The 18,505-nt window shown below is 66.0% G+C and carries 17 protein-coding genes; all 17 read left to right on the plus strand.

What is annotated here, in order from left to right:
* Positions 1 to 13 precede the first annotated feature (13 nt).
* The 17 genes from AC3WOH_RS13455 (at position 14) to hisG (ending at position 18,494) form a co-directional block, all read left to right on the plus strand.
* On the plus strand, positions 14 to 1,186 hold the full coding sequence (locus AC3WOH_RS13455; RefSeq protein ID WP_492229833.1) for a deoxyguanosinetriphosphate triphosphohydrolase: 1,173 nt from the start codon (positions 14 to 16) through the stop codon (positions 1,184 to 1,186).
* A gap of 88 nt (positions 1,187 to 1,274) precedes the next feature.
* Entirely contained in the window at positions 1,275 to 1,880 is a 606-nt protein-coding gene (locus AC3WOH_RS13460; protein ID WP_492229834.1) for a DUF1415 domain-containing protein, read from the plus strand.
* The gene (locus tag AC3WOH_RS13465) at positions 1,877 to 2,800 is read left to right on the plus strand and encodes a class I SAM-dependent methyltransferase (protein ID WP_492229835.1); all 924 of its coding nucleotides are present in this window, start codon (positions 1,877 to 1,879) and stop codon (positions 2,798 to 2,800) included. The genes AC3WOH_RS13460 and AC3WOH_RS13465 overlap by 4 nt, the downstream gene beginning before the upstream one ends.
* 120 nt (positions 2,801 to 2,920) lie before the next feature.
* On the plus strand, positions 2,921 to 3,631 hold the full coding sequence (locus AC3WOH_RS13470; RefSeq protein ID WP_492229836.1) for a transposase: 711 nt from the start codon (positions 2,921 to 2,923) through the stop codon (positions 3,629 to 3,631).
* Between the two features lie 174 nt (positions 3,632 to 3,805).
* Entirely contained in the window at positions 3,806 to 8,542 is a 4,737-nt protein-coding gene (locus AC3WOH_RS13475; protein WP_492229837.1) for a glutamate synthase-related protein, read from the plus strand.
* A gap of 53 nt (positions 8,543 to 8,595) precedes the next feature.
* A complete protein-coding gene (locus AC3WOH_RS13480) occupies positions 8,596 to 10,074 on the plus strand; it encodes a glutamate synthase subunit beta (protein ID WP_492229838.1) in 1,479 nt (492 codons plus the stop codon).
* Positions 10,075 to 10,397: 323 nt separating this feature from the next.
* Positions 10,398 to 11,216: an ABC transporter ATP-binding protein gene (locus tag AC3WOH_RS13485; RefSeq protein WP_492229936.1), complete on the plus strand. Its 819-nt coding sequence runs from the start codon at positions 10,398 to 10,400 to the stop codon at positions 11,214 to 11,216.
* A complete protein-coding gene (gene mlaE, locus AC3WOH_RS13490; RefSeq protein ID WP_184859737.1) occupies positions 11,213 to 11,995 on the plus strand; it encodes a lipid asymmetry maintenance ABC transporter permease subunit MlaE in 783 nt (260 codons plus the stop codon). The genes AC3WOH_RS13485 and mlaE overlap by 4 nt, the downstream gene beginning before the upstream one ends.
* Before the next feature lie 24 nt (positions 11,996 to 12,019).
* Positions 12,020 to 12,511 carry an outer membrane lipid asymmetry maintenance protein MlaD gene (mlaD, locus tag AC3WOH_RS13495; RefSeq protein ID WP_184859739.1) on the plus strand — a complete coding sequence of 164 codons (492 nt, stop codon included), beginning with the start codon at positions 12,020 to 12,022 and terminating at the stop codon, positions 12,509 to 12,511.
* The gene (locus AC3WOH_RS13500; RefSeq protein WP_492229839.1) at positions 12,508 to 13,332 is read left to right on the plus strand and encodes an MlaA family lipoprotein; all 825 of its coding nucleotides are present in this window, start codon (positions 12,508 to 12,510) and stop codon (positions 13,330 to 13,332) included. The genes mlaD and AC3WOH_RS13500 overlap by 4 nt, the downstream gene beginning before the upstream one ends.
* A 126-nt stretch (positions 13,333 to 13,458) precedes the next feature.
* Positions 13,459 to 14,106 carry an MlaC/ttg2D family ABC transporter substrate-binding protein gene (locus tag AC3WOH_RS13505; protein ID WP_492229937.1) on the plus strand — a complete coding sequence of 216 codons (648 nt, stop codon included), beginning with the start codon at positions 13,459 to 13,461 and terminating at the stop codon, positions 14,104 to 14,106.
* Positions 14,107 to 14,128: 22 nt separating this feature from the next.
* Positions 14,129 to 14,398, plus strand: coding sequence for an STAS domain-containing protein (locus tag AC3WOH_RS13510; protein WP_492229938.1), 270 nt, complete (start codon positions 14,129 to 14,131; stop codon positions 14,396 to 14,398).
* A 69-nt stretch (positions 14,399 to 14,467) separates the two neighbouring features.
* Positions 14,468 to 15,424 (plus strand): ABC transporter ATP-binding protein, encoded by a 957-nt coding sequence (locus AC3WOH_RS13515; protein WP_184859743.1) that lies wholly within the window; start codon positions 14,468 to 14,470, stop codon positions 15,422 to 15,424.
* Positions 15,421 to 16,176, plus strand: coding sequence for an ABC transporter permease (locus tag AC3WOH_RS13520; protein ID WP_492229840.1), 756 nt, complete (start codon positions 15,421 to 15,423; stop codon positions 16,174 to 16,176). The genes AC3WOH_RS13515 and AC3WOH_RS13520 overlap by 4 nt, the downstream gene beginning before the upstream one ends.
* A 77-nt stretch (positions 16,177 to 16,253) precedes the next feature.
* Complete coding sequence (locus tag AC3WOH_RS13525) at positions 16,254 to 16,496, plus strand: BolA family protein (protein WP_057265178.1); 243 nt, start codon at positions 16,254 to 16,256, stop codon at positions 16,494 to 16,496.
* A 43-nt stretch (positions 16,497 to 16,539) separates the two neighbouring features.
* Positions 16,540 to 17,832 carry a UDP-N-acetylglucosamine 1-carboxyvinyltransferase gene (gene murA / locus AC3WOH_RS13530; protein ID WP_492229841.1) on the plus strand — a complete coding sequence of 431 codons (1,293 nt, stop codon included), beginning with the start codon at positions 16,540 to 16,542 and terminating at the stop codon, positions 17,830 to 17,832.
* 17 nt (positions 17,833 to 17,849) lie between these two features.
* The gene (gene hisG / locus AC3WOH_RS13535; RefSeq protein WP_492229939.1) at positions 17,850 to 18,494 is read left to right on the plus strand and encodes an ATP phosphoribosyltransferase; all 645 of its coding nucleotides are present in this window, start codon (positions 17,850 to 17,852) and stop codon (positions 18,492 to 18,494) included.
* The last annotated feature ends 11 nt before the right edge of the window (positions 18,495 to 18,505 follow it).

The raw sequence follows: 18,505 nt of genomic DNA on the forward strand, positions 1-18,505 counted from the left end.
CGCGAGCCTGTTGTTGAAGCCCAGATCCGACCTTGCCGCCTACGCCAGCCACCCGGCATCAAGCCGGGGGCGGCGCCATCCTGAAACACCCGCACCCACCCGTTCGGAATACCAGCGCGACCGGGACCGCATCGTGCATTCCACGGCGTTTCGGCGCCTGGTCTACAAGACCCAGGTCTTCCTGAACCACGAGGGGGATCTTTTTCGCACCCGCCTGACCCACTCGCTGGAAGTGGCCCAGCTCGGGCGTTCCATTGCGCGCTCGCTGCGCATCGACGAGGACCTGGTCGAGGCCATCTCACTGGCCCATGACCTGGGCCACACCCCCTTCGGCCATGCGGGCCAGGATGCGCTGCACGAATGCATGGCCGACCATGGCGGCTTCGAGCACAACCTGCAAAGCCTGCGGGTCGTCGACCGGCTCGAAGAGCGCTACCCGCATTTCGACGGCCTGAATCTGACCTTCGAGACGCGCGAAGGCATTCTCAAGCATTGCTCGAAGGTCCATGCGCAGCAGATCGAGGAGGCGGAGCCCGGTGGGGTGGGCGGGCGCTTTCTGCGCCGTGAGCAGCCCAGCCTGGAAGCCCAGCTGTGCAACCTGGCCGACGAGATCGCCTACAACGCGCACGACATCGATGACGGTGTGCGCTCGGGTCTCATCACCCTCGACCAGTTGCGCGAGGTTCCCCTTTTCGACCAGTACCGCCATGCGGCCCAGGCGGCGCATCCCCACCTGAACGAGGTGGCCACGCACCGGCGCCTGCTCTATGAGGCGATCCGCCTTATGTTGAGTGCGCAGGTCTACGACGTGATCGACGCGACCTCGGCCGCCCTGGCGCAGGCCGCACCCGCCAGTGCTGATGCCGTGCGCCTGTCGGCTCCGCTGGTGTGCTTCAGCGAACCCATGCGCGAACAGTCGGTGGTGCTCAAGCGCTTTCTTTTCAAGAACCTGTACCGCCATGCCCAGGTGATGGAGACCACGGGCCGTGCCAAGCAGGTCGTGCGCGACCTTTTCGCGGCCTACCTGCAGTCGCCGCACGAGATGAAGCCAGCGTTTGCGCAGCAGGCCACTGCCGGGGACATGGCGGTGAAAGCGCGCGCCATTGCCGATTTCATCGCTGGGATGACCGACCGGTTTGCCGTGCGCGAGCACCAGCGGTTGACAGGCCTGCGCCTGCTCGACTGACCCCGCGGCGTCGGGTGGGGCGGGGCGCGCTGGCGGGGCAGCCGCTAAAATTGGGCCCCTTTCCCTTGTGCGCCAGCCGCACCTTTGCATGAATTCCCAGCACCCCACGCCCGTCGCCTCCCTGCCCGCTGTCCGCGACACCGTGCAGTGGCTGGAGCGCGCCGTCATTGGCCTCAACCTGTGCCCCTTTGCCAAGGGCGTGCACGCCAAGGGCCAGGTCCACTACGCGGTGAGTGATGCCACGGACCGCGCTCAGCTGCTGGACGAACTTCGGGCCGAATTGCTGGCGCTGGCCGACATCGCGGCCGATGTGCGCGACACCACGCTGCTCGTCGTGCCCACCCCGCTGCTGGCCGATTTTCTGGATTTCAATGACTTTCTGGGCGAGGCGGAAGACCTGCTCGAAGCACTGGAGCTCGACGGCACGCTGCAGATCGCCAGCTTCCACCCCCAGTTCCAGTTCGCGGGGACGGAGGTGGATGAGGTGAGCAACTGCACCAACCGCTCCCCGTACCCCACGCTGCACCTGCTGCGCGAGGACAGCATCGACCGCGCCGTGGAAGTGTTCCCCGAAGCCGAGACGATCTACGAGCGCAACATCGAGGTGCTGGAAAAGCTGGGCATGGAGGGCTGGCAGGCGCTCGGCGTCGGGCCGGGTTGCTCCCATGCGAAGGCTGGCGGAGGTGCCGCATGAACGCGCCCCGCAACCCCAAGGCGGCCGGCAAGCAGGCGGCCAAGGCGCCGGCCCCGTCGCCTGCCGACCAACTGGACCTGCGCCCCGGCCAGTCGCTGGAGCTGCTCAAGGAGCTGCACATCCTCACGCGCGAAGGTCGTATCAATCAGGACTCACGGCGCAAGCTCAAGCAGGTCTACCACCTGTTCAACTTCATCGAGCCACTGCTGGCCGAGCTGTCCACCGATGGCCATGCCCCCAGTCTGGCGGACCACGGTGCCGGCAAGTCCTACCTGGGCTTCATTCTTTACGACCTGTACTTCAAGGCGCTGGGTCAGGGCCATATCTACGGCATCGAGACGCGTGGCGAGCTGGTGGAGCGCTCCCGTGCCTTGGCAGGGCAGCTGGGCTTTGCCCGCATGTCCTTCCTCAATCTGTCGGTGGCCGAATCGGCCGATGCCGCGGAGTTGCCCGCACAGATCGATGTGGTCACGGCCTTGCATGCCTGTGACACGGCGACGGACGATGCCATCGCCTTCGGCCTGCAAAAACGCGCCCGCGCCATGGTCCTGGTGCCCTGCTGCCAGGCCGAGATGGCCGCCTGCCTGCGCCAGGGCAAGGCATTGCAGCTGGCCCGCACGCCACTGGCCGAGCTGTGGCGCCACCCCTTGCACACGCGCGAGCTGGGCAGCCAGGTCACCAACGTGCTGCGCTGCCTGTACCTGGAGGCCAGCGGCTACCAGGTCACCGTGACGGAGCTCGTAGGCTGGGAGCACAGCATGAAGAACGAGCTCATCATTGCGCGTTACACCGGCCAGAAGAAGCGCAGCGCGGCCGAGCGCCTGTGCGCCATCCTGCGCGAGATGGGGCTGGAGCAGGCGATGGCCGCGCGCTTTGGCCTGCAGGCAGAGACCGCAGACAACGCAGACGCCGCGGTGTAGTCCACCGCCAGCATCTTCTCCAGCGCGCAAGGCGTTGTGTGCCGTGTGCTGCAAGCCCTGCGGGAGAAATGAGGGACAGGTTTATCATGTCCTTTTGCTTCTCGCCTCCACGCAACACCCATGGCCCGCTTGCCCCGCCTGACCCTGCCCGGCTACCCGCACCACGTCATCCAGCGGGGCAACAACCGCCAGGCCATCTTTGTGGACCGGGCCGACTTCGAGGCCATGCTGGCCTTGCTCCACGAGCACTCTCGCAAGTTCGAGGTGGCTGTGCATGCCTACGTGTTCATGGACAACCACTTCCACCTGCTGGCCACGCCGTCCACGGCCGACGGCCTGCCGCAGATGATGCAGTCCATCGGCCGCAGCTACGTGCGCTACTTCAATGGCCGCCACGGCCGCACCGGTACCTTGTGGGAAGGGCGCTACCGCTCCACCGTGATAGAGGCGGAGCGTTACCTGCTGGCCTGCATGGCCTACATCGACCTGAACCCCGTGCGCGCCGGCATGGCGGTGCGCGCGGTGGATTACCCCTGGTCCAGCCACGCCCACTGGCTGGGCTTGCGCAGCGATCGGCTGCTCACCACCCATGCGCTGTATTGGGCGCTGGGCAACACACCGTTTGCGCGTGAGGCGGCCTATGCCGCACTGGTGCAGTCGGGCTTGGGCGAGAAGCAACTCGACGCACTCACGCAATCGGCGTTGAGCGGCTGGGCACTGGGCGAACCGGATTTCGTGGCCGAGCTGCAGAAGCTCACGCCGCGCCGCGTGAGCAAGGCCAAACCGGGCCGGCCGCCGATGCCCGTGCCATCGGATGAGCCTCCAGCCTGAGCCGACAGTTGGCTCTTCAGGCAGTAGTGCGCGTCAATTTAATGTGTCCCCAATTAAATCCGACTTTTTCAGTTGGTTAATTTATTCAGAATCTGACCCTAATTAATATGCTTGCCTTGCATGTTGCAATGCACTAATCTTGCGTTCCCTGCGAAAATTCATGAGGAGTGCGCCATGACGACGGCTGCCGAGATCCAGCATCTGCAACAACACGGTTTGTATTCATCGGGCAACGAACACGACGCCTGCGGCCTCGGTTTCGTGGCCCACATCAAGGGCGTCAAGCGCCACGACATCGTGACGCAGGCCTTGAAGATCCTGGAGAACATCGACCACCGTGGCGCCGTGGGTGCCGACAAGCTCATGGGCGACGGCGCGGGCATTCTGATCCAGATCCCCGATGCGCTGTACCGTGAAGAGATGGCCAAGCAGGGCGTTACGCTGCCCGCCGCTGGCGAGTACGGCGTGGGCATGATCTTCCTGCCCAAGGAACACGCTTCCCGCCTGGCCTGCGAGCAGGAGATGGAGCGCGCCATCAAGGCCGAAGGCCAGGTGCTGCTCGGCTGGCGCGATGTGCCGGTGAACGTCGATATGCCCATGTCGCCCACCGTGCGCAAGAAGGAGCCCATCCTGCGCCAGGTCTTCATCGGCCGCGGCAACGACGTGATCGTGCAGGACGCGCTGGAGCGCAAGCTGTATGTGATCCGCAAGACGGCCAGCGCCGCCATCCAGAACCTCAAGCTCAAGCACAGCAAGGAATACTACGTTCCCAGCATGTCCAGCCGCACCGTGGTCTACAAGGGCCTGCTGCTGGCCGACCAGGTGGGCACCTATTACATGGACCTGCAGGACGAACGCTGCGTCTCGGCCATCGGCCTGGTGCACCAGCGCTTCTCCACCAACACCTTCCCCGAGTGGCCGCTGGCCCACCCTTACCGCTACGTCGCACACAACGGCGAAATCAACACCGTCAAGGGCAACTACAACTGGATGAAGGCACGCGAAGGCGTGATGGCCTCGCCCGTGCTGGCGGCCGACCTGAAGAAGCTTTACCCCATCAGCTTCGCCGACCAATCCGACACCGCCACGTTCGACAACTGCCTCGAACTGCTGACCATGGCCGGCTACCCCATCAGCCAGGCCGTGATGATGATGATCCCCGAGCCGTGGGAGCAGCACACCACCATGGACGAGCGCCGCCGCGCCTTCTATGAATACCACGCCGCGATGATGGAGCCCTGGGACGGCCCGGCTTCCATCGTCTTCACCGATGGCCGCCAGATCGGCGCCACGCTGGACCGCAACGGCCTGCGCCCCTCGCGCTACTGCATCACCGATGACGACCTGGTCGTCATGGCCTCGGAATCGGGCGTGCTGCCCATCCCCGAGAACAAGATCGTGCGCAAGTGGCGCCTGCAGCCCGGCAAGATGTTCCTGATCGACCTGGAGCAGGGCCGCATGATCGACGACGAGGAGCTCAAGGCCAACGTCGTCAACACCAAGCCTTACAAGCAGTGGATCGAGAACCTGCGCATCAAGCTCGACAGCATCGATGCTGTCGCCGATGCGCCCGTGGCCCAGACCGCCACGCTGCCGCTGCTCGACCGCCAGCAGGCCTTCGGCTACACGCAGGAAGACATCAAGTTCCTGATGGCCCCCATGGCCAAGAACGGCGAAGAGGGCATCGGCTCCATGGGCAACGACAGCCCACTGGCCGTGCTCTCGGGCAAGAACAAGCCTCTGTTCAACTACTTCAAGCAGCTGTTCGCTCAGGTGACCAACCCGCCGATCGACCCGATCCGCGAAGCCATCGTGATGTCGCTCAACAGCTTCATCGGCCCCAAGCCCAACCTGCTGGACATCAACCAGGTCAACCCGCCGATGCGGCTCGAAGTGAGCCAGCCCGTGCTCGACTTCGCCGACATGGCCAAGCTGCGCCACATCGAGAAGTACACGCAGGGCAAGTTCAAGAGCGCCACCATCGACATCACCTACCCGCTGGACTGGGGCCGCGAGGGTGTGGAAGCCAAGTTGGCATCGCTGTGCGCACAGGCCGTCGACGCCATCAAGGGCGGCGCCAACATCCTGATCATCAGCGATCGCGCCGTGAGTGCCACGCAGGTGGCCATTCCTGCGCTGCTGGCCCTGTCGGCCATCCACCAGCACCTGGTGCGTGAAGGCCTGCGCACCACGGCCGGCCTGGTGGTCGAAACCGGCACCGCGCGCGAAGTGCACCACTTTGCCGTGCTGGGCGGTTACGGCGCCGAAGCCGTGCACCCCTACCTCGCGATGGAAACCCTGACCGAGATGCACAAGGACATGCCCGGCGACCTGTCGCCGGACAAGGCCATCTACAACTACGTCAAGGCCATCGGCAAGGGCCTGTCCAAGATCATGTCCAAGATGGGCGTGAGCACCTACATGAGCTACTGCGGCGCTCAGCTGTTCGAGGCCATCGGCCTGAACACCGACACCGTGGGCAAGTACTTCACCGGCACCGCCAGCCGCGTGGAAGGCATCGGCGTGTTCGAGATCGCCGAGGAAGCCATCCGCATGCACAAGGCCGCCTTCGGTGATGACCCCGTGCTCGAAACCATGCTGGACGCCGGCGGCGAGTACGCCTGGCGCACCCGTGGCGAAGAGCACATGTGGAGCCCCGACGCCATCGCCAAGCTGCAGCACTCCACGCGTGCCAACAGCTGGAACACGTACAAGGAATACGCGCAGATCATCAACGACCAGAGCAAGCGCCACATGACGCTGCGCGGTCTGTTCGAGTTCAAGATCGACCCCGCCAAGGCCATTCCCGTGGACGAGGTCGAGCCCGCCAAGGAAATCGTCAAGCGCTTCGCCACCGGCGCCATGTCGCTGGGCTCCATCTCCACCGAAGCCCATGCCACCCTGGCCGTGGCCATGAACCGCATCGGCGGCAAGAGCAACACCGGCGAAGGCGGCGAGGACGCTGCACGCTACCGCAACGAACTCAAGGGCATCCCGATCAAGCAGGGCGACACCCTCAAGAGCGTGATCGGCGCCGAAAACGTCGAGGTCGACCTGCCCCTGCAGGATGGCGACTCCCTGCGCAGCCGCATCAAGCAGGTGGCCTCGGGCCGCTTCGGTGTCACGGCCGAGTACCTGTCCTCGGCCGACCAGATCCAGATCAAGATGGCCCAGGGCGCCAAGCCCGGCGAAGGCGGCCAACTGCCTGGCGGCAAGGTCTCCAACTACATTGGCAAGCTGCGCCACAGCGTGCCCGGTGTGGGCCTGATCTCGCCCCCGCCGCACCATGACATCTACTCCATCGAAGACCTGGCCCAGCTCATCCACGACCTGAAGAACGTGGCACCGCACGCCAGCATCAGCACCAAGCTGGTGTCCGAAGTCGGCGTGGGCACCATCGCTGCCGGCGTCACCAAGTGCAAGAGCGACCACCTCGTGATCGCCGGCCACGATGGCGGCACGGGCGCATCGCCCTGGTCGTCCATCAAGCATGCGGGCGGTCCCTGGGAAATCGGCCTGGCCGAAACCCAGCAGACCCTGGTGCTCAACCGCTTGCGCGGCCGTGTGCGTGTGCAGGCCGACGGCCAGATGAAGACCGGCCGCGACGTCGCCATCGGCGCGCTGCTCGGCGCCGACGAATTCGGCTTTGCCACGGCGCCCCTGGTCGTCGAAGGCTGCATCATGATGCGCAAGTGCCACCTGAACACCTGCCCCGTGGGCGTGGCCACGCAGGACCCGGCCCTGCGTGCCAAGTTCTCGGGCAAGCCCGAGCACGTGGTCAACTACTTCTTCTTCATCGCCGAAGAAGTGCGCCAGATCATGGCCCAGTTGGGTATCCGCAAGTTCGACGACCTGATCGGCCGTTCCGACCTGCTCGACATGCGCTCCGGCATCGCCCACTGGAAGGCGCGCGGCCTCGATTTCGGCCGCCTGTTCGCCCAGCCCAACGTGCCCGCCGACGTGCCTCGCTTCCACGTGGACGTGCAAGACCACAACATCGAGCACACGCTGGACCGCAAGCTCATCGAGCGCAGCCGCCCCGCCATCGACAAGGGCGAGCGCGTGCAGTTCATCGAAGTGGCGCGCAACGTCAACCGCTCTGTGGGCGCCATGCTCTCGGGTGCCGTGACGCGCGCCCACCCCGAAGGCCTGCCGGACGACACCATTCGCATCCAGCTCGAAGGCACGGGCGGCCAGTCCTTCGGCGCCTTCCTCACGCGCGGCATCACGCTGTACCTGATCGGCGACGCCAACGACTACACCGGCAAGGGCCTGTCGGGTGGCCGCGTCATCGTGCGCCCCAGCATCGACTTCCGTGGCGACTCCGTGCGCAACACCATCGTGGGCAATACCGTGATGTATGGTGCCACCACCGGTGAAGCTTTCTTCAGTGGCGTGGCCGGCGAGCGCTTTGCCGTGCGCCTGTCGGGCGCCACGGCGGTTGTCGAAGGCACGGGCGACCATGGCTGCGAATACATGACCGGCGGCACCGTGATGGTGCTGGGCAAGACCGGCCGCAACTTCGCCGCTGGCATGAGCGGCGGCGTCGCCTACGTCTACGACGAAGACGGCCAGTTCGACACGCGCTGCAACATGTCCATGGTCACGCTGGAACGCATTCTCCCCTCGTCCGAGCAGGAGGCCACCGTTCCCCGCTCCATCTGGCACAACGGCCAGACCGACGAAGCCCAGCTCAAGAAGCTGCTGGAAGACCACAACCGCTGGACGGGCAGCAAGCGCGCGCGCGAACTGCTTGACAACTGGGCGGCATCGCGCAGCAAGTTCGTCAAGGTCTTCCCGACCGAGTACAAGCGCGCGCTGGCCGAGATTTATGAACGCAAGGTGCTCGAGGAGCCTGCCACCCCCGCGGTGGCCCCGGCTGCCAAGAACGTGGCCGTGCCCGCCAAGTAAGGCGCGGCCCCACCGAACACCCGCACAGCATTCATAGACAAGGACACGCAATCATGGGAAAGACCACTGGCTTCATGGAGTACGAGCGCATCGAGGAGGGCTACAAGCCCGTCGGCGAGCGCCTGAAGCATTACAAGGAATTCGTCATCGGGCTCGATGAGTCCCAGGCCAAGGTGCAGGGCGCGCGCTGCATGGACTGCGGCACGCCGTTTTGCAACAACGGCTGCCCGGTGAACAACATCATTCCGGACTTCAACGACCTGGTCTACCAGGCCGACTGGAAGAGCGCCATCGCCGTGCTGCACAGCACCAACAACTTCCCCGAGTTCACCGGCCGCATCTGCCCCGCGCCCTGCGAGGCCGCCTGCGTGCTCAACGTGAACGACGACGCCGTGGGCATCAAGTCCATCGAGCACGCGATCATCGACCGCGCCTGGGAAGAGGGCTGGGTCAAGGCCTTGCCTTCCAAGCACAAGACCGGCAAGAAGGTCGCCGTGGTGGGCTCTGGCCCGGCCGGCATGGCCGCCGCCCAGCAACTGGCGCGCGTCGGCCACGACGTGACCCTGTTCGAGAAGAACGACCGCATCGGCGGCCTGCTGCGCTACGGCATCCCCGACTTCAAGATGGAGAAGTCGCACATCGACCGCCGCGCCGAGCAGCTCAAGGCCGAAGGCGTCACCATCCGCACCAGCGTCTTCGTCGGCGCGGCCAAGGACGGCCTGGGCAAGGGTTCCAAGGTCACCAACTGGGCCAAGGAGACCGTCACCCCCGAGCAGTTGCAGGCCGAATTCGACGCCGTGCTGCTGACCGGCGGCGCCGAGCAGAGCCGTGACCTGCCCGTGCCCGGCCGCGATCTCGATGGCATCCACTTCGCCATGGAGTTCCTGCCCCAGCAAAACAAGGTCAATGCCGGCGACAAGCTCAAGAACCAGCTGCGCGCCGACGGCAAGCATGTCATCGTGATCGGCGGCGGCGACACCGGCAGCGACTGCGTGGGCACCAGCAACCGCCATGGCGCCGTCAGCGTCACCCAGTTCGAGCTGATGCCCCAGCCGCCCGAGGTCGAGAACCGCCCCATGACCTGGCCCTACTGGCCGATCAAGCTGCGCACCAGCTCCAGCCACGAAGAAGGCTGCGAGCGCGAATTCGCCATCTCCACCAAGGAGTTCATCGGCGAAAAGGGCAAGGTCACCGGCCTCAAGACCGTGCGCGTGGAATGGAAGGACGGCAAGATGGTCGAAGTCCCGGGCTCCGAAAAGGTGCTCAAGGCCGACCTCGTGCTGCTGGCCATGGGCTTTGTGAGCCCCGTTGCTGCCGTGCTCGAAGCCTTCGGCGTCGAGAAGGATGCGCGCGGCAACGCCCGCGCCACCACCGAATTCGATGGCGGCTATGCCACCAACGCGCCCAAGGTGTTCGCCGCCGGCGACATCCGCCGCGGCCAGTCCCTGGTGGTCTGGGCCATCCGCGAGGGCCGCCAGGCCGCCCGCGCGGTGGACGAGTTCCTGATGGGCTACTCGGATCTGCCGCGCTGAGCGACGGTTGCGGGGCTGGTCCTCCAAAGCGGCGCCCGGGTGGCGCCGTTTTTCGTTTTCGGAGCGGGCACCGTGGTGGAAAATCCACTCCGCACGCGTTGTGCCAGACATAGGCACAATTGGATGCACTGTCCATCCGGGAATGCCAGACACTTGGGTGTCGGGCATCGCCTGTCTCGTATCTGGAAAATGCAAACATGCATGTATGTATGTTTGTGGATTCGGCTACCATCGCTGCTGTCTCACGCGCGGGAATTTCCGCGCGCGCCGACAATCGTCCGGACTCCCTGTCACCACCTTTGACCGACCGCCTCACCTTCCGCATGCCCGAGCCGTCCCCTTTTGCCGAACTGCGCAATGTCACTTTCTCCTACGGTGAGCGTGCCATCCTGCGCGACGTCTCACTGGCGGTACCGCGTGGCAAGGTCACGGCCCTCATGGGTGCCTCGGGCGGCGGCAAGACCACGGTGCTGCGCCTCATTGGCGGCCAGCAGCAGGCCCAGCAGGGCGAGGTGCTGTTCGATGGCCAGAATGTCGGTCAGATGGATGCGGCCGCCCTGTACAAGGCGCGCCGGCGCATGGGCATGCTGTTCCAGTTCGGCGCCCTGTTCACCGACCTCGACGTGTTCGAGAACGTGGCCTTTCCGCTGCGTGAGCACACCGACCTGCCCGAAGAATTGGTGCGCGACGTGGTGCTCATGAAGCTCCATGCCGTGGGTCTGCGCGGCGCGCGCGACCTCATGCCCAGCCAGATCTCGGGCGGCATGGCACGGCGCGTGGCGCTGGCCCGTGCCATCGCGCTCGACCCCGAACTCGTCATGTACGACGAGCCCTTTGCCGGGCTCGACCCCATCTCGCTGGGCACGGCGGCCCAGCTCATCCGCCAGCTCAACGATGCCATGGGGCTCACCAGCATCATCGTCTCGCACGACCTGGAGGAAACCTTCCGCCTGGCTGACCATGTGATCATTCTGGGCGAGGGCGTGGTGGCCGCACAGGGCACGCCCGACGAGGTGCGCGCCAGCAAGGACCCGCTGGTGCACCAGTTCGTGCATGCACTGCCCACCGGTCCCGTGCCTTTCCACTACCCGGGCCCGACGGCCGAGCAGGACTTCGGCCCTGCAGGGGGGATAGGCCTGTGAGCTGGTACAAACCGTCCGACGTGGGCCTGGCCGTGCGCAGCCAACTGGCGGATATCGGCGCCGCGGCCCATCTGTTCGTGCGCCTGGTGCGGCTGTTCGGTGCCACCTTCCTGCGGCCCTCGCTGGTGCGCGATCAGGTGCACTTCCTGGGCAATTATTCGCTCGCCATCATTGCGGTGTCGGGCCTGTTCGTGGGTTTCGTGCTCGGACTGCAGGGCTACTACACGCTGCAGCGCTACGGCTCGTCCGAGGCCCTGGGCATGCTGGTGGCCCTGTCGCTGGTGCGTGAGCTCGGCCCGGTGGTCACGGCCCTGTTGTTCGCCGGCCGGGCGGGCACCTCGCTCACGGCAGAGATTGGCCTCATGCGTGCGGGCGAGCAGCTCACCGCCATGGAGATGATGGCCGTGGATCCTGTGCGCCGCATCCTGGCGCCGCGCTTCTGGGCCGGGGTCATCACCATGCCCTTGCTGGCCGCCGTGTTCAGTGCCGTGGGCGTGATCGGCGGCTGGGTGGTTGGCGTGGTGCTCATCGGCATCGACCCAGGCGCCTTCTGGAGCCAGATGCAGGGCGGTGTCGATGTGTTCCGCGACGTGGGCAACGGCGTTATCAAGAGCATCGTCTTTGGCGTCACCGTGACCTTCGTGGCCCTGCTGCAGGGCTATGCCGCCAAGCCCACGCCCGAGGGCGTGTCGCGCGCCACCACGCGCACGGTGGTGATGGCTTCGCTGGCGGTGCTGGCGCTCGACTTCCTCCTCACCGCCATGATGTTCAGCATCTAAGAAGTAAGCAAAGAGATCGCAACCATGCAACGCTCCAAAAATGATGTCTGGGTAGGCCTGTTCGTGATGCTGGGCATCGCGGCGCTGGTGTTCCTGGCCCTGCAGTCGGCCAACCTGCTGAGCCTCAATTTCCAGCGTGGCTACCAACTCATCGCGCGCTTCGACAACATCGGGGGTCTCAAGCCCCAGGCCGCCGTGCGCAGCGCCGGCGTGGTGGTGGGGCGTGTGGAGTCCATCGCCTTCGACGACAAGACCTTCCAGGCGCGCGTCACGCTGGCCATGCAGGACCGCTATGCGTTTCCCAAGGACAGCTCGCTCAAGATCCTCACCAGCGGGCTGCTGGGTGAGCAGTACATCGGCATCGAAGCGGGTGGCGACGAGAAGAACCTCGCTCCCGGTGACACCGTCACCGCCACGCAGTCGGCGGTGGTGCTGGAAAATCTGATTGGACAATTTCTCTATAGCAAAGCCGAAGACGGCAGTAAGCCCGCAGGGGCAGGTGGTAGCAAAAAATGACGAACAGGACGCAAGCGGGTACGGCCCGCGATGAGGGACATGGCGCTGGGGGGCTCCTGCGCGCAGGACGTGCCTTGGCCGCGATGGTGGGACTGGTGCTCTTGGTCGGCTGCGCCAGCGGCCCCCGCACCGATCCGCGCGACCCGCTGGAGCCTTACAACCGCGGTGTCACCCAATTCAACGAACAGGTCGATGCCATGGTGCTCAAGCCTGTGGCCACGGCTTACAAGGAAGTCACGCCCGCGCCCGTGCGCACCGGGGTGAGCAATTTCTTCGCCAACCTGACCGATGTCTGGTCCTTCGTGAACAATGTGCTGCAGTTCCGGCTCGAAGGGGCTGCCTCCAGCTTCATGCGCGTCAACGTGAACACCTTCCTCGGCCTGGGCGGTGTGCTGGATGTGGCCAGCGAGATCGGCATCGATCGCTACCGCCAGGATTTCGGGCTGACGCTGGGCCGCTGGGGCGTGGAAACCGGCCCCTACCTGGTGCTGCCCCTGCTGGGGCCGTCCACGGTGCGTGACACCTTTGCCCTGCCGGTCGACATGGTGGGCAACCCGGTGCGCTATGTGGATCCGACCTCGGCCCGCAATTCCCTGTACGTCCTGCGCGCAGTGGACGCGCGTGCCAACCTGCTGCGCGCCGGTTCGGTGCTCGACAGCGCGGCCCTGGACAAGTACAGCTTCACGCGCGATGTGTTCCTCCAGGTGCGCAGCCAGGCCGGCTCGGCGCCCTACGACAAGGACAAGGACGACAGCGAGCGCGACGCCAAGGACGGTGTGCTGCCCGAGGAGCCGCCACCGGCCGATGCCAAGACCCGCTGATCGCCCTGCGGGTGTTGCACTTGCTTGCAATCCGCTACCGGGCAGAAGCACATGGCGGGTATGGAGCGCCCACAATGAAATCGAGGGTGCCTGCCCGCTCCCCTGAAAGTAGACGATATGACGACGATGATGATGAACCGACGACTCCTGGGATCCGCAGCCCTGGCCCTGGCGGCCGTGACCTCCCTGGGCCTGCCGCTGTCGGCCGCTGCTGCCGACGAAGCGCCCGATGCCCTGATCAAGCGCCTGTCCTCCGACGTGCTCAACACGGTGAAAGCCGACAAGTCCATCCAGGGTGGCGATATCTCCAAGGTGATCGCGCTGGTGGACAAGACGGTCATGCCCAATGTGAACTTCCGCCGCATGACCGCGGCCGCCGTGGGCCCCGGCTGGCGCCAGGCCACGCCCGAGCAGCAAAAGCGCCTGCAGGAGGAGTTCAAGATCCTGCTGGTGCGCACCTACGCCGGGGCGCTGGCCCAGGTGAATGACCAGACCATCCAGGTCAAGCCTCTGCGCGCCGACCCGGCCGACAAGGACGTTCTGGTGCGCACCGAGATCGTGGGCCGGGGCGACCCGATCCAGCTCGACTACCGCCTGGAGAAGACCCCGGGCGATGGCGCCGGCTGGAAGATCTACAACCTCAACGTGCTCGGCGTCTGGCTGGTGGAAACCTACAAGGGCCAGTTCGCCCAGGAAATCAATGCCAAGGGCGTCGATGGCCTGATCGCCTCGCTCGAGGCGCGCAACAAGTCCAATGCCGGCACCAAGGGCTGACGCTGGACCTGCCTCCATGCCCATGCTGGTGCTTCCGCAGGAGCTGACCCATCGCCAGGCACCGGCGTGCCTGCGCATGCTGCTGCAGGGCCTCAAGGTGCACAAGGAGCCGAACGTGGTCGTGGATGCCCAGGCGTTGGCGGTGTTCGACACCTCGGCGCTGGCGGTGCTGCTCGAGTGCCGGCGCGAGGCGCTCTCGGACCGCAAGACCTTCGCCGTGCAGGGGCTGCCGGCCGCCCTGACCAGCATGGCCGGCCTGTACGGCGTGGCCGACCTGCTGCCCGCTGCCTGACCGGTTCCGCGGGGGCTCCCGGGACTGGCACAGCAGGTTTGTGCACCAGGCCTTAAAATCAGGGGCTTCATGCCCGCAGTCTCATTCCAAGCCGTCTCCAAGACCTTTGACACCCCCAAAGGCCCGTTCCAGGCACTCAACCAGGTCCACCTGGACATCGAGGAGGGGGAGTTCTTCGGGCTGCTCGGCCCCAACGGTGCCGGCAAGACCACCCTCATCAGCATCCTCGCCGGCCTGGCGCGGCCCAGCAGCGGCCGCGTGCTGGTGCAGGGCAGCGACGTACAGGCGAATTTCGCCGAGGCGCGGCGCAAGCTCGGCGTGGTGCCGCAGGAACTGGTCTTCGACCCCTTCTTCAATGTGCGCGAGGCGCTGCGCATCCAGTCCGGCTATTTCGGCGTCAAGAACAACGACGCCTGGATCGACGAGTTGCTGCACCACCTGGGCCTCACGGACAAGGCCAATTCCAACATGCGCCAGCTCTCGGGCGGCATGAAGCGCCGCGTGCTCGTGGCCCAGGCGCTGGTGCACAAGCCGCCCATCATCGTGCTCGACGAGCCCACCGCCGGGGTGGATGTGGAGCTGCGCCAGACCCTGTGGCAGTTCATCGCCCGCCTGAACAAGGAGGGCCATACCGTGCTGCTCACCACGCACTACCTCGAGGAAGCCGAGGCCCTGTGCAACCGCATCGCCATGCTCAAGACCGGCCAGGTCGTGGCCCTGGCCGAGACCAGCGAGCTGCTCAAGGCCGCCTCGGGCAATGTGCTGCAGTTCAAGGCCGATGTGGACCTGCCGCCCGCCCTGGCGCGCCTGGCGCGCGTCACCGGCCGCATTGTGCAATTGCCGGCGCACGACGCCCGCGAGATCGAGGAGCATCTGTCCGCGCTGCGCCTGGCCGGTGTCGAGGTGCATGACATGGAGATCCGCCGCCCCGACCTGGAGGATGTGTTCCTGCAGGTGATGGCCGGTACGTCCTCGTCCCATCCGCCGCCTGCGCCTGCCGCGGCCGCCGTGGAGGTGCCCGCATGACCGGTTGGCAAACGTTGTTCTACAAGGAAGTGCTGCGCTTCTGGAAGGTCAGCTTCCAGACCGTGGCCGCGCCGGTGCTCACCGCCGTGCTCTACCTGCTGATCTTCGGCCATGTGCTCGAAGACCATGTGAAGGTCTATGACCGCATCAGCTACACCGCCTTCCTGGTGCCTGGCCTGGTGATGATGAGCGTGCTGCAGAACGCCTTCGCCAACAGCTCGTCGAGCCTGATCCAGAGCAAGATCATGGGCAGCCTGGTGTTCGTGCTGCTCACGCCCCTGTCGCACTGGGCCTGGTTCGTGGCTTACGTGGGTTCTTCCATCGTGCGCGGCCTGGTCGTGGGCCTGGGGGTGTTCGTCGTCACCATCGCCTTTGCGCGGCCCGAGTTCGCTGCGCCGCTGTGGATCCTGGCCTTTGCCTTCCTGGGGGCCGCGCTGCTGGCCACGCTGGGGCTGATCGCCGGGCTCTGGGCCGACAAGTTCGACCAGATGGCGGCGTTCCAGAACTTCGTGATCGTGCCCATGACCTTCTTGTCGGGCGTGTTCTACTCCATCCAGTCGCTGCCCCCGTTCTGGCAGACCGTGAGCCACCTGAACCCGTTCTTCTACATGATCGACGGCTTCCGCTACGGCTTCTTCGGCCAGAGCGACACCTCGCCCTGGCTCAGCCTGGGCATTGTCGGCCTGGCCTGGCTGGCCGTCAGCTGGCTGGCCGTGCACCTGCTGCGCACGGGCTACAAGATCCGCCATTGACCGATAGTGAACCGCCCGCAGGCGGTTCGCGTTACGCTAGCGTCCCGCCCGGATGCGCACCCCCCGTTCCACCCACCATGACCGCCGACCAACTCCAAGACCTCATCGCCGCCGGCCTGGCCTGCGAGCATATCGACCTGCAGGGCGATGGCCGCCACTGGTATGCGACCATCGTTTCGGCCGAATTCGAAGGCAAGCGCCTGATCCAGCGCCACCAGCGCGTGTACGCCACGCTGGGCACGCGCATGCAGACGGACGAGGTGCACGCCCTGTCCATGAAGACCTTCACGCCCGCCGAATGGGCGGCGCAGCCGCGCTGAGCGGACGCAGCATCCCCAACCCCCTTTTCCTCCAGGTTTCGTGATGGACAAACTCCTCATCCGTGGCGGCCGCACCCTGCAGGGCGAGGTGCTGGTCTCCGGCGCCAAGAACGCCGCCCTGCCCGAACTGTGCGCCGCGTTGCTCACGGCCGAGCCGGTCACCCTGCTCAACGTGCCCCAGCTGCAGGATGTGAGCACCATGCTCACCCTGATCCGCAACATGGGTGTGGCGGCCGAGCGCAGTGCCGACGGCACCGTGCGCATCGACGCCAGCGGGTTGAACACCCCCGAGGCCCCGTACGAGCTGGTCAAGACCATGCGCGCCTCGGTGCTGGCCCTGGGGCCGCTGCTGGCGCGTTTCGGCGAGGCCACCGTGTCCCTGCCCGGGGGCTGCGCCATCGGCTCGCGCCCGGTGGACCAGCACATCAAGGGCCTGGCGACCATGAGCGCCGAGATCGTCGTCGAGCACGGCTACATGATCGCCAAGCTCCCTGCGGGCGCCACGCGCCTGAAGGGCGCGCGCATCACCACCGACATGGTCACCGTCACCGGTACCGAGAACTTCCTCATGGCCGCCGCGCTGGCCGAGGGCGAGACCGTGCTGGAGAACGCCGCTCAGGAGCCCGAGATCGTCGACCTGGCCGAGATGCTGATCGCCATGGGCGCGAAGATCGAAGGCCACGGCACCAGCCGCATCCGCATCCAGGGCGTGGAACGCCTGTCCGGCTGCACGCACCGCGTGGTGGCCGACCGCATCGAGGCCGGCACCTTCCTGTGCGCCGTGGCCGCCACCGGCGGCGACGTGCTGCTGCGCCATGGCCGCGCCGACCACCTGGACGCGGTGATCGAGAAGCTGCGCGAGGCGGGCGCGCAGGTGCAAGCAGAGGACGGCGGCATCCGCATCCAGAGCCCCGGAGCCGGCCAACTGCGCGCCCAAGGTTTCCGCACCACCGAATACCCGGGCTTTCCCACCGACATGCAGGCCCAGTTCATGGCGCTCAACTGCGTGGCGCAGGGCACTTCCACGGTGACCGAGACCATCTTCGAGAACCGCTTCATGCACGTGGATGAACTGGTGCGCCTGGGCGCCCGCATCCAGACCGACGGCAAGGTCGCCGTGATCGAAGGCCTGGGCAACGCTGAGGCCGTGGACCCGCCCCTGTCGGGCGCGACCGTCATGGCCACCGACCTGCGCGCCTCGGCCAGCCTCGTGATCGCCGGCCTGGTGGCCGACGGCGAGACCGTGGTGGACCGCATCTACCACCTGGACCGCGGCTACGACTGCATGGAAGCCAAGCTGCGCGGCATCGGCGCCGACATCGAGCGCGTGTCCTAAGAGAGAACCCCATGACCATGATCACCCTCGCCCTGTCCAAGGGCCGCATCTTCGACGAAACATTGCCGCTGCTGGCCGCTGCCGGCATCGAGGTGCTCGAAGACCCCGAGAAGTCGCGCAAGCTCATCCTGCCCACCAACCGCCCCGACGTGCGCGTGGTGCTGGTGCGCGCCACCGATGTGCCCACCTATGTGGAATACGGCGGCGCCGACATCGGCGTGACCGGCAAGGACACCCTGATCGAGCATGGCGGCCAGGGCCTGTACCAGCCGCTGGACTTGCAGATCGCCAAGTGCCGCGTGAGCGTGGCCGTGCGCAACGATTTCGACTACGAGCGCGCCGTCAAGCAGGGCTCGCGCCTGAAGGTGGCCACCAAGTACACCTCCATCGCGCGCGACTTCTTCGCCACCAAGGGCGTGCACGTGGACATGGTCAAGCTCTACGGCAGCATGGAGCTGGCGCCACTGATCGGCCTGTCCGACGCCATCGTCGACCTGGTCTCCACCGGCAACACCCTGCGTGCCAACAATCTGGTCGAGGTCGAGCGCATCATGGACATCAGTTCCTACCTCGTGGTCAACCAGGCCGCGCTCAAGCTCAAGCAGGCGCCGCTGCGCAGCATCATCGATGCGTTTGCTTCGGCCACCGCGGCCCGCGCCTGACCTGATTCCTT

The sequence above is a fragment of the Acidovorax sp. FW305-C-20-28 genome, assembly GCF_058783375.1.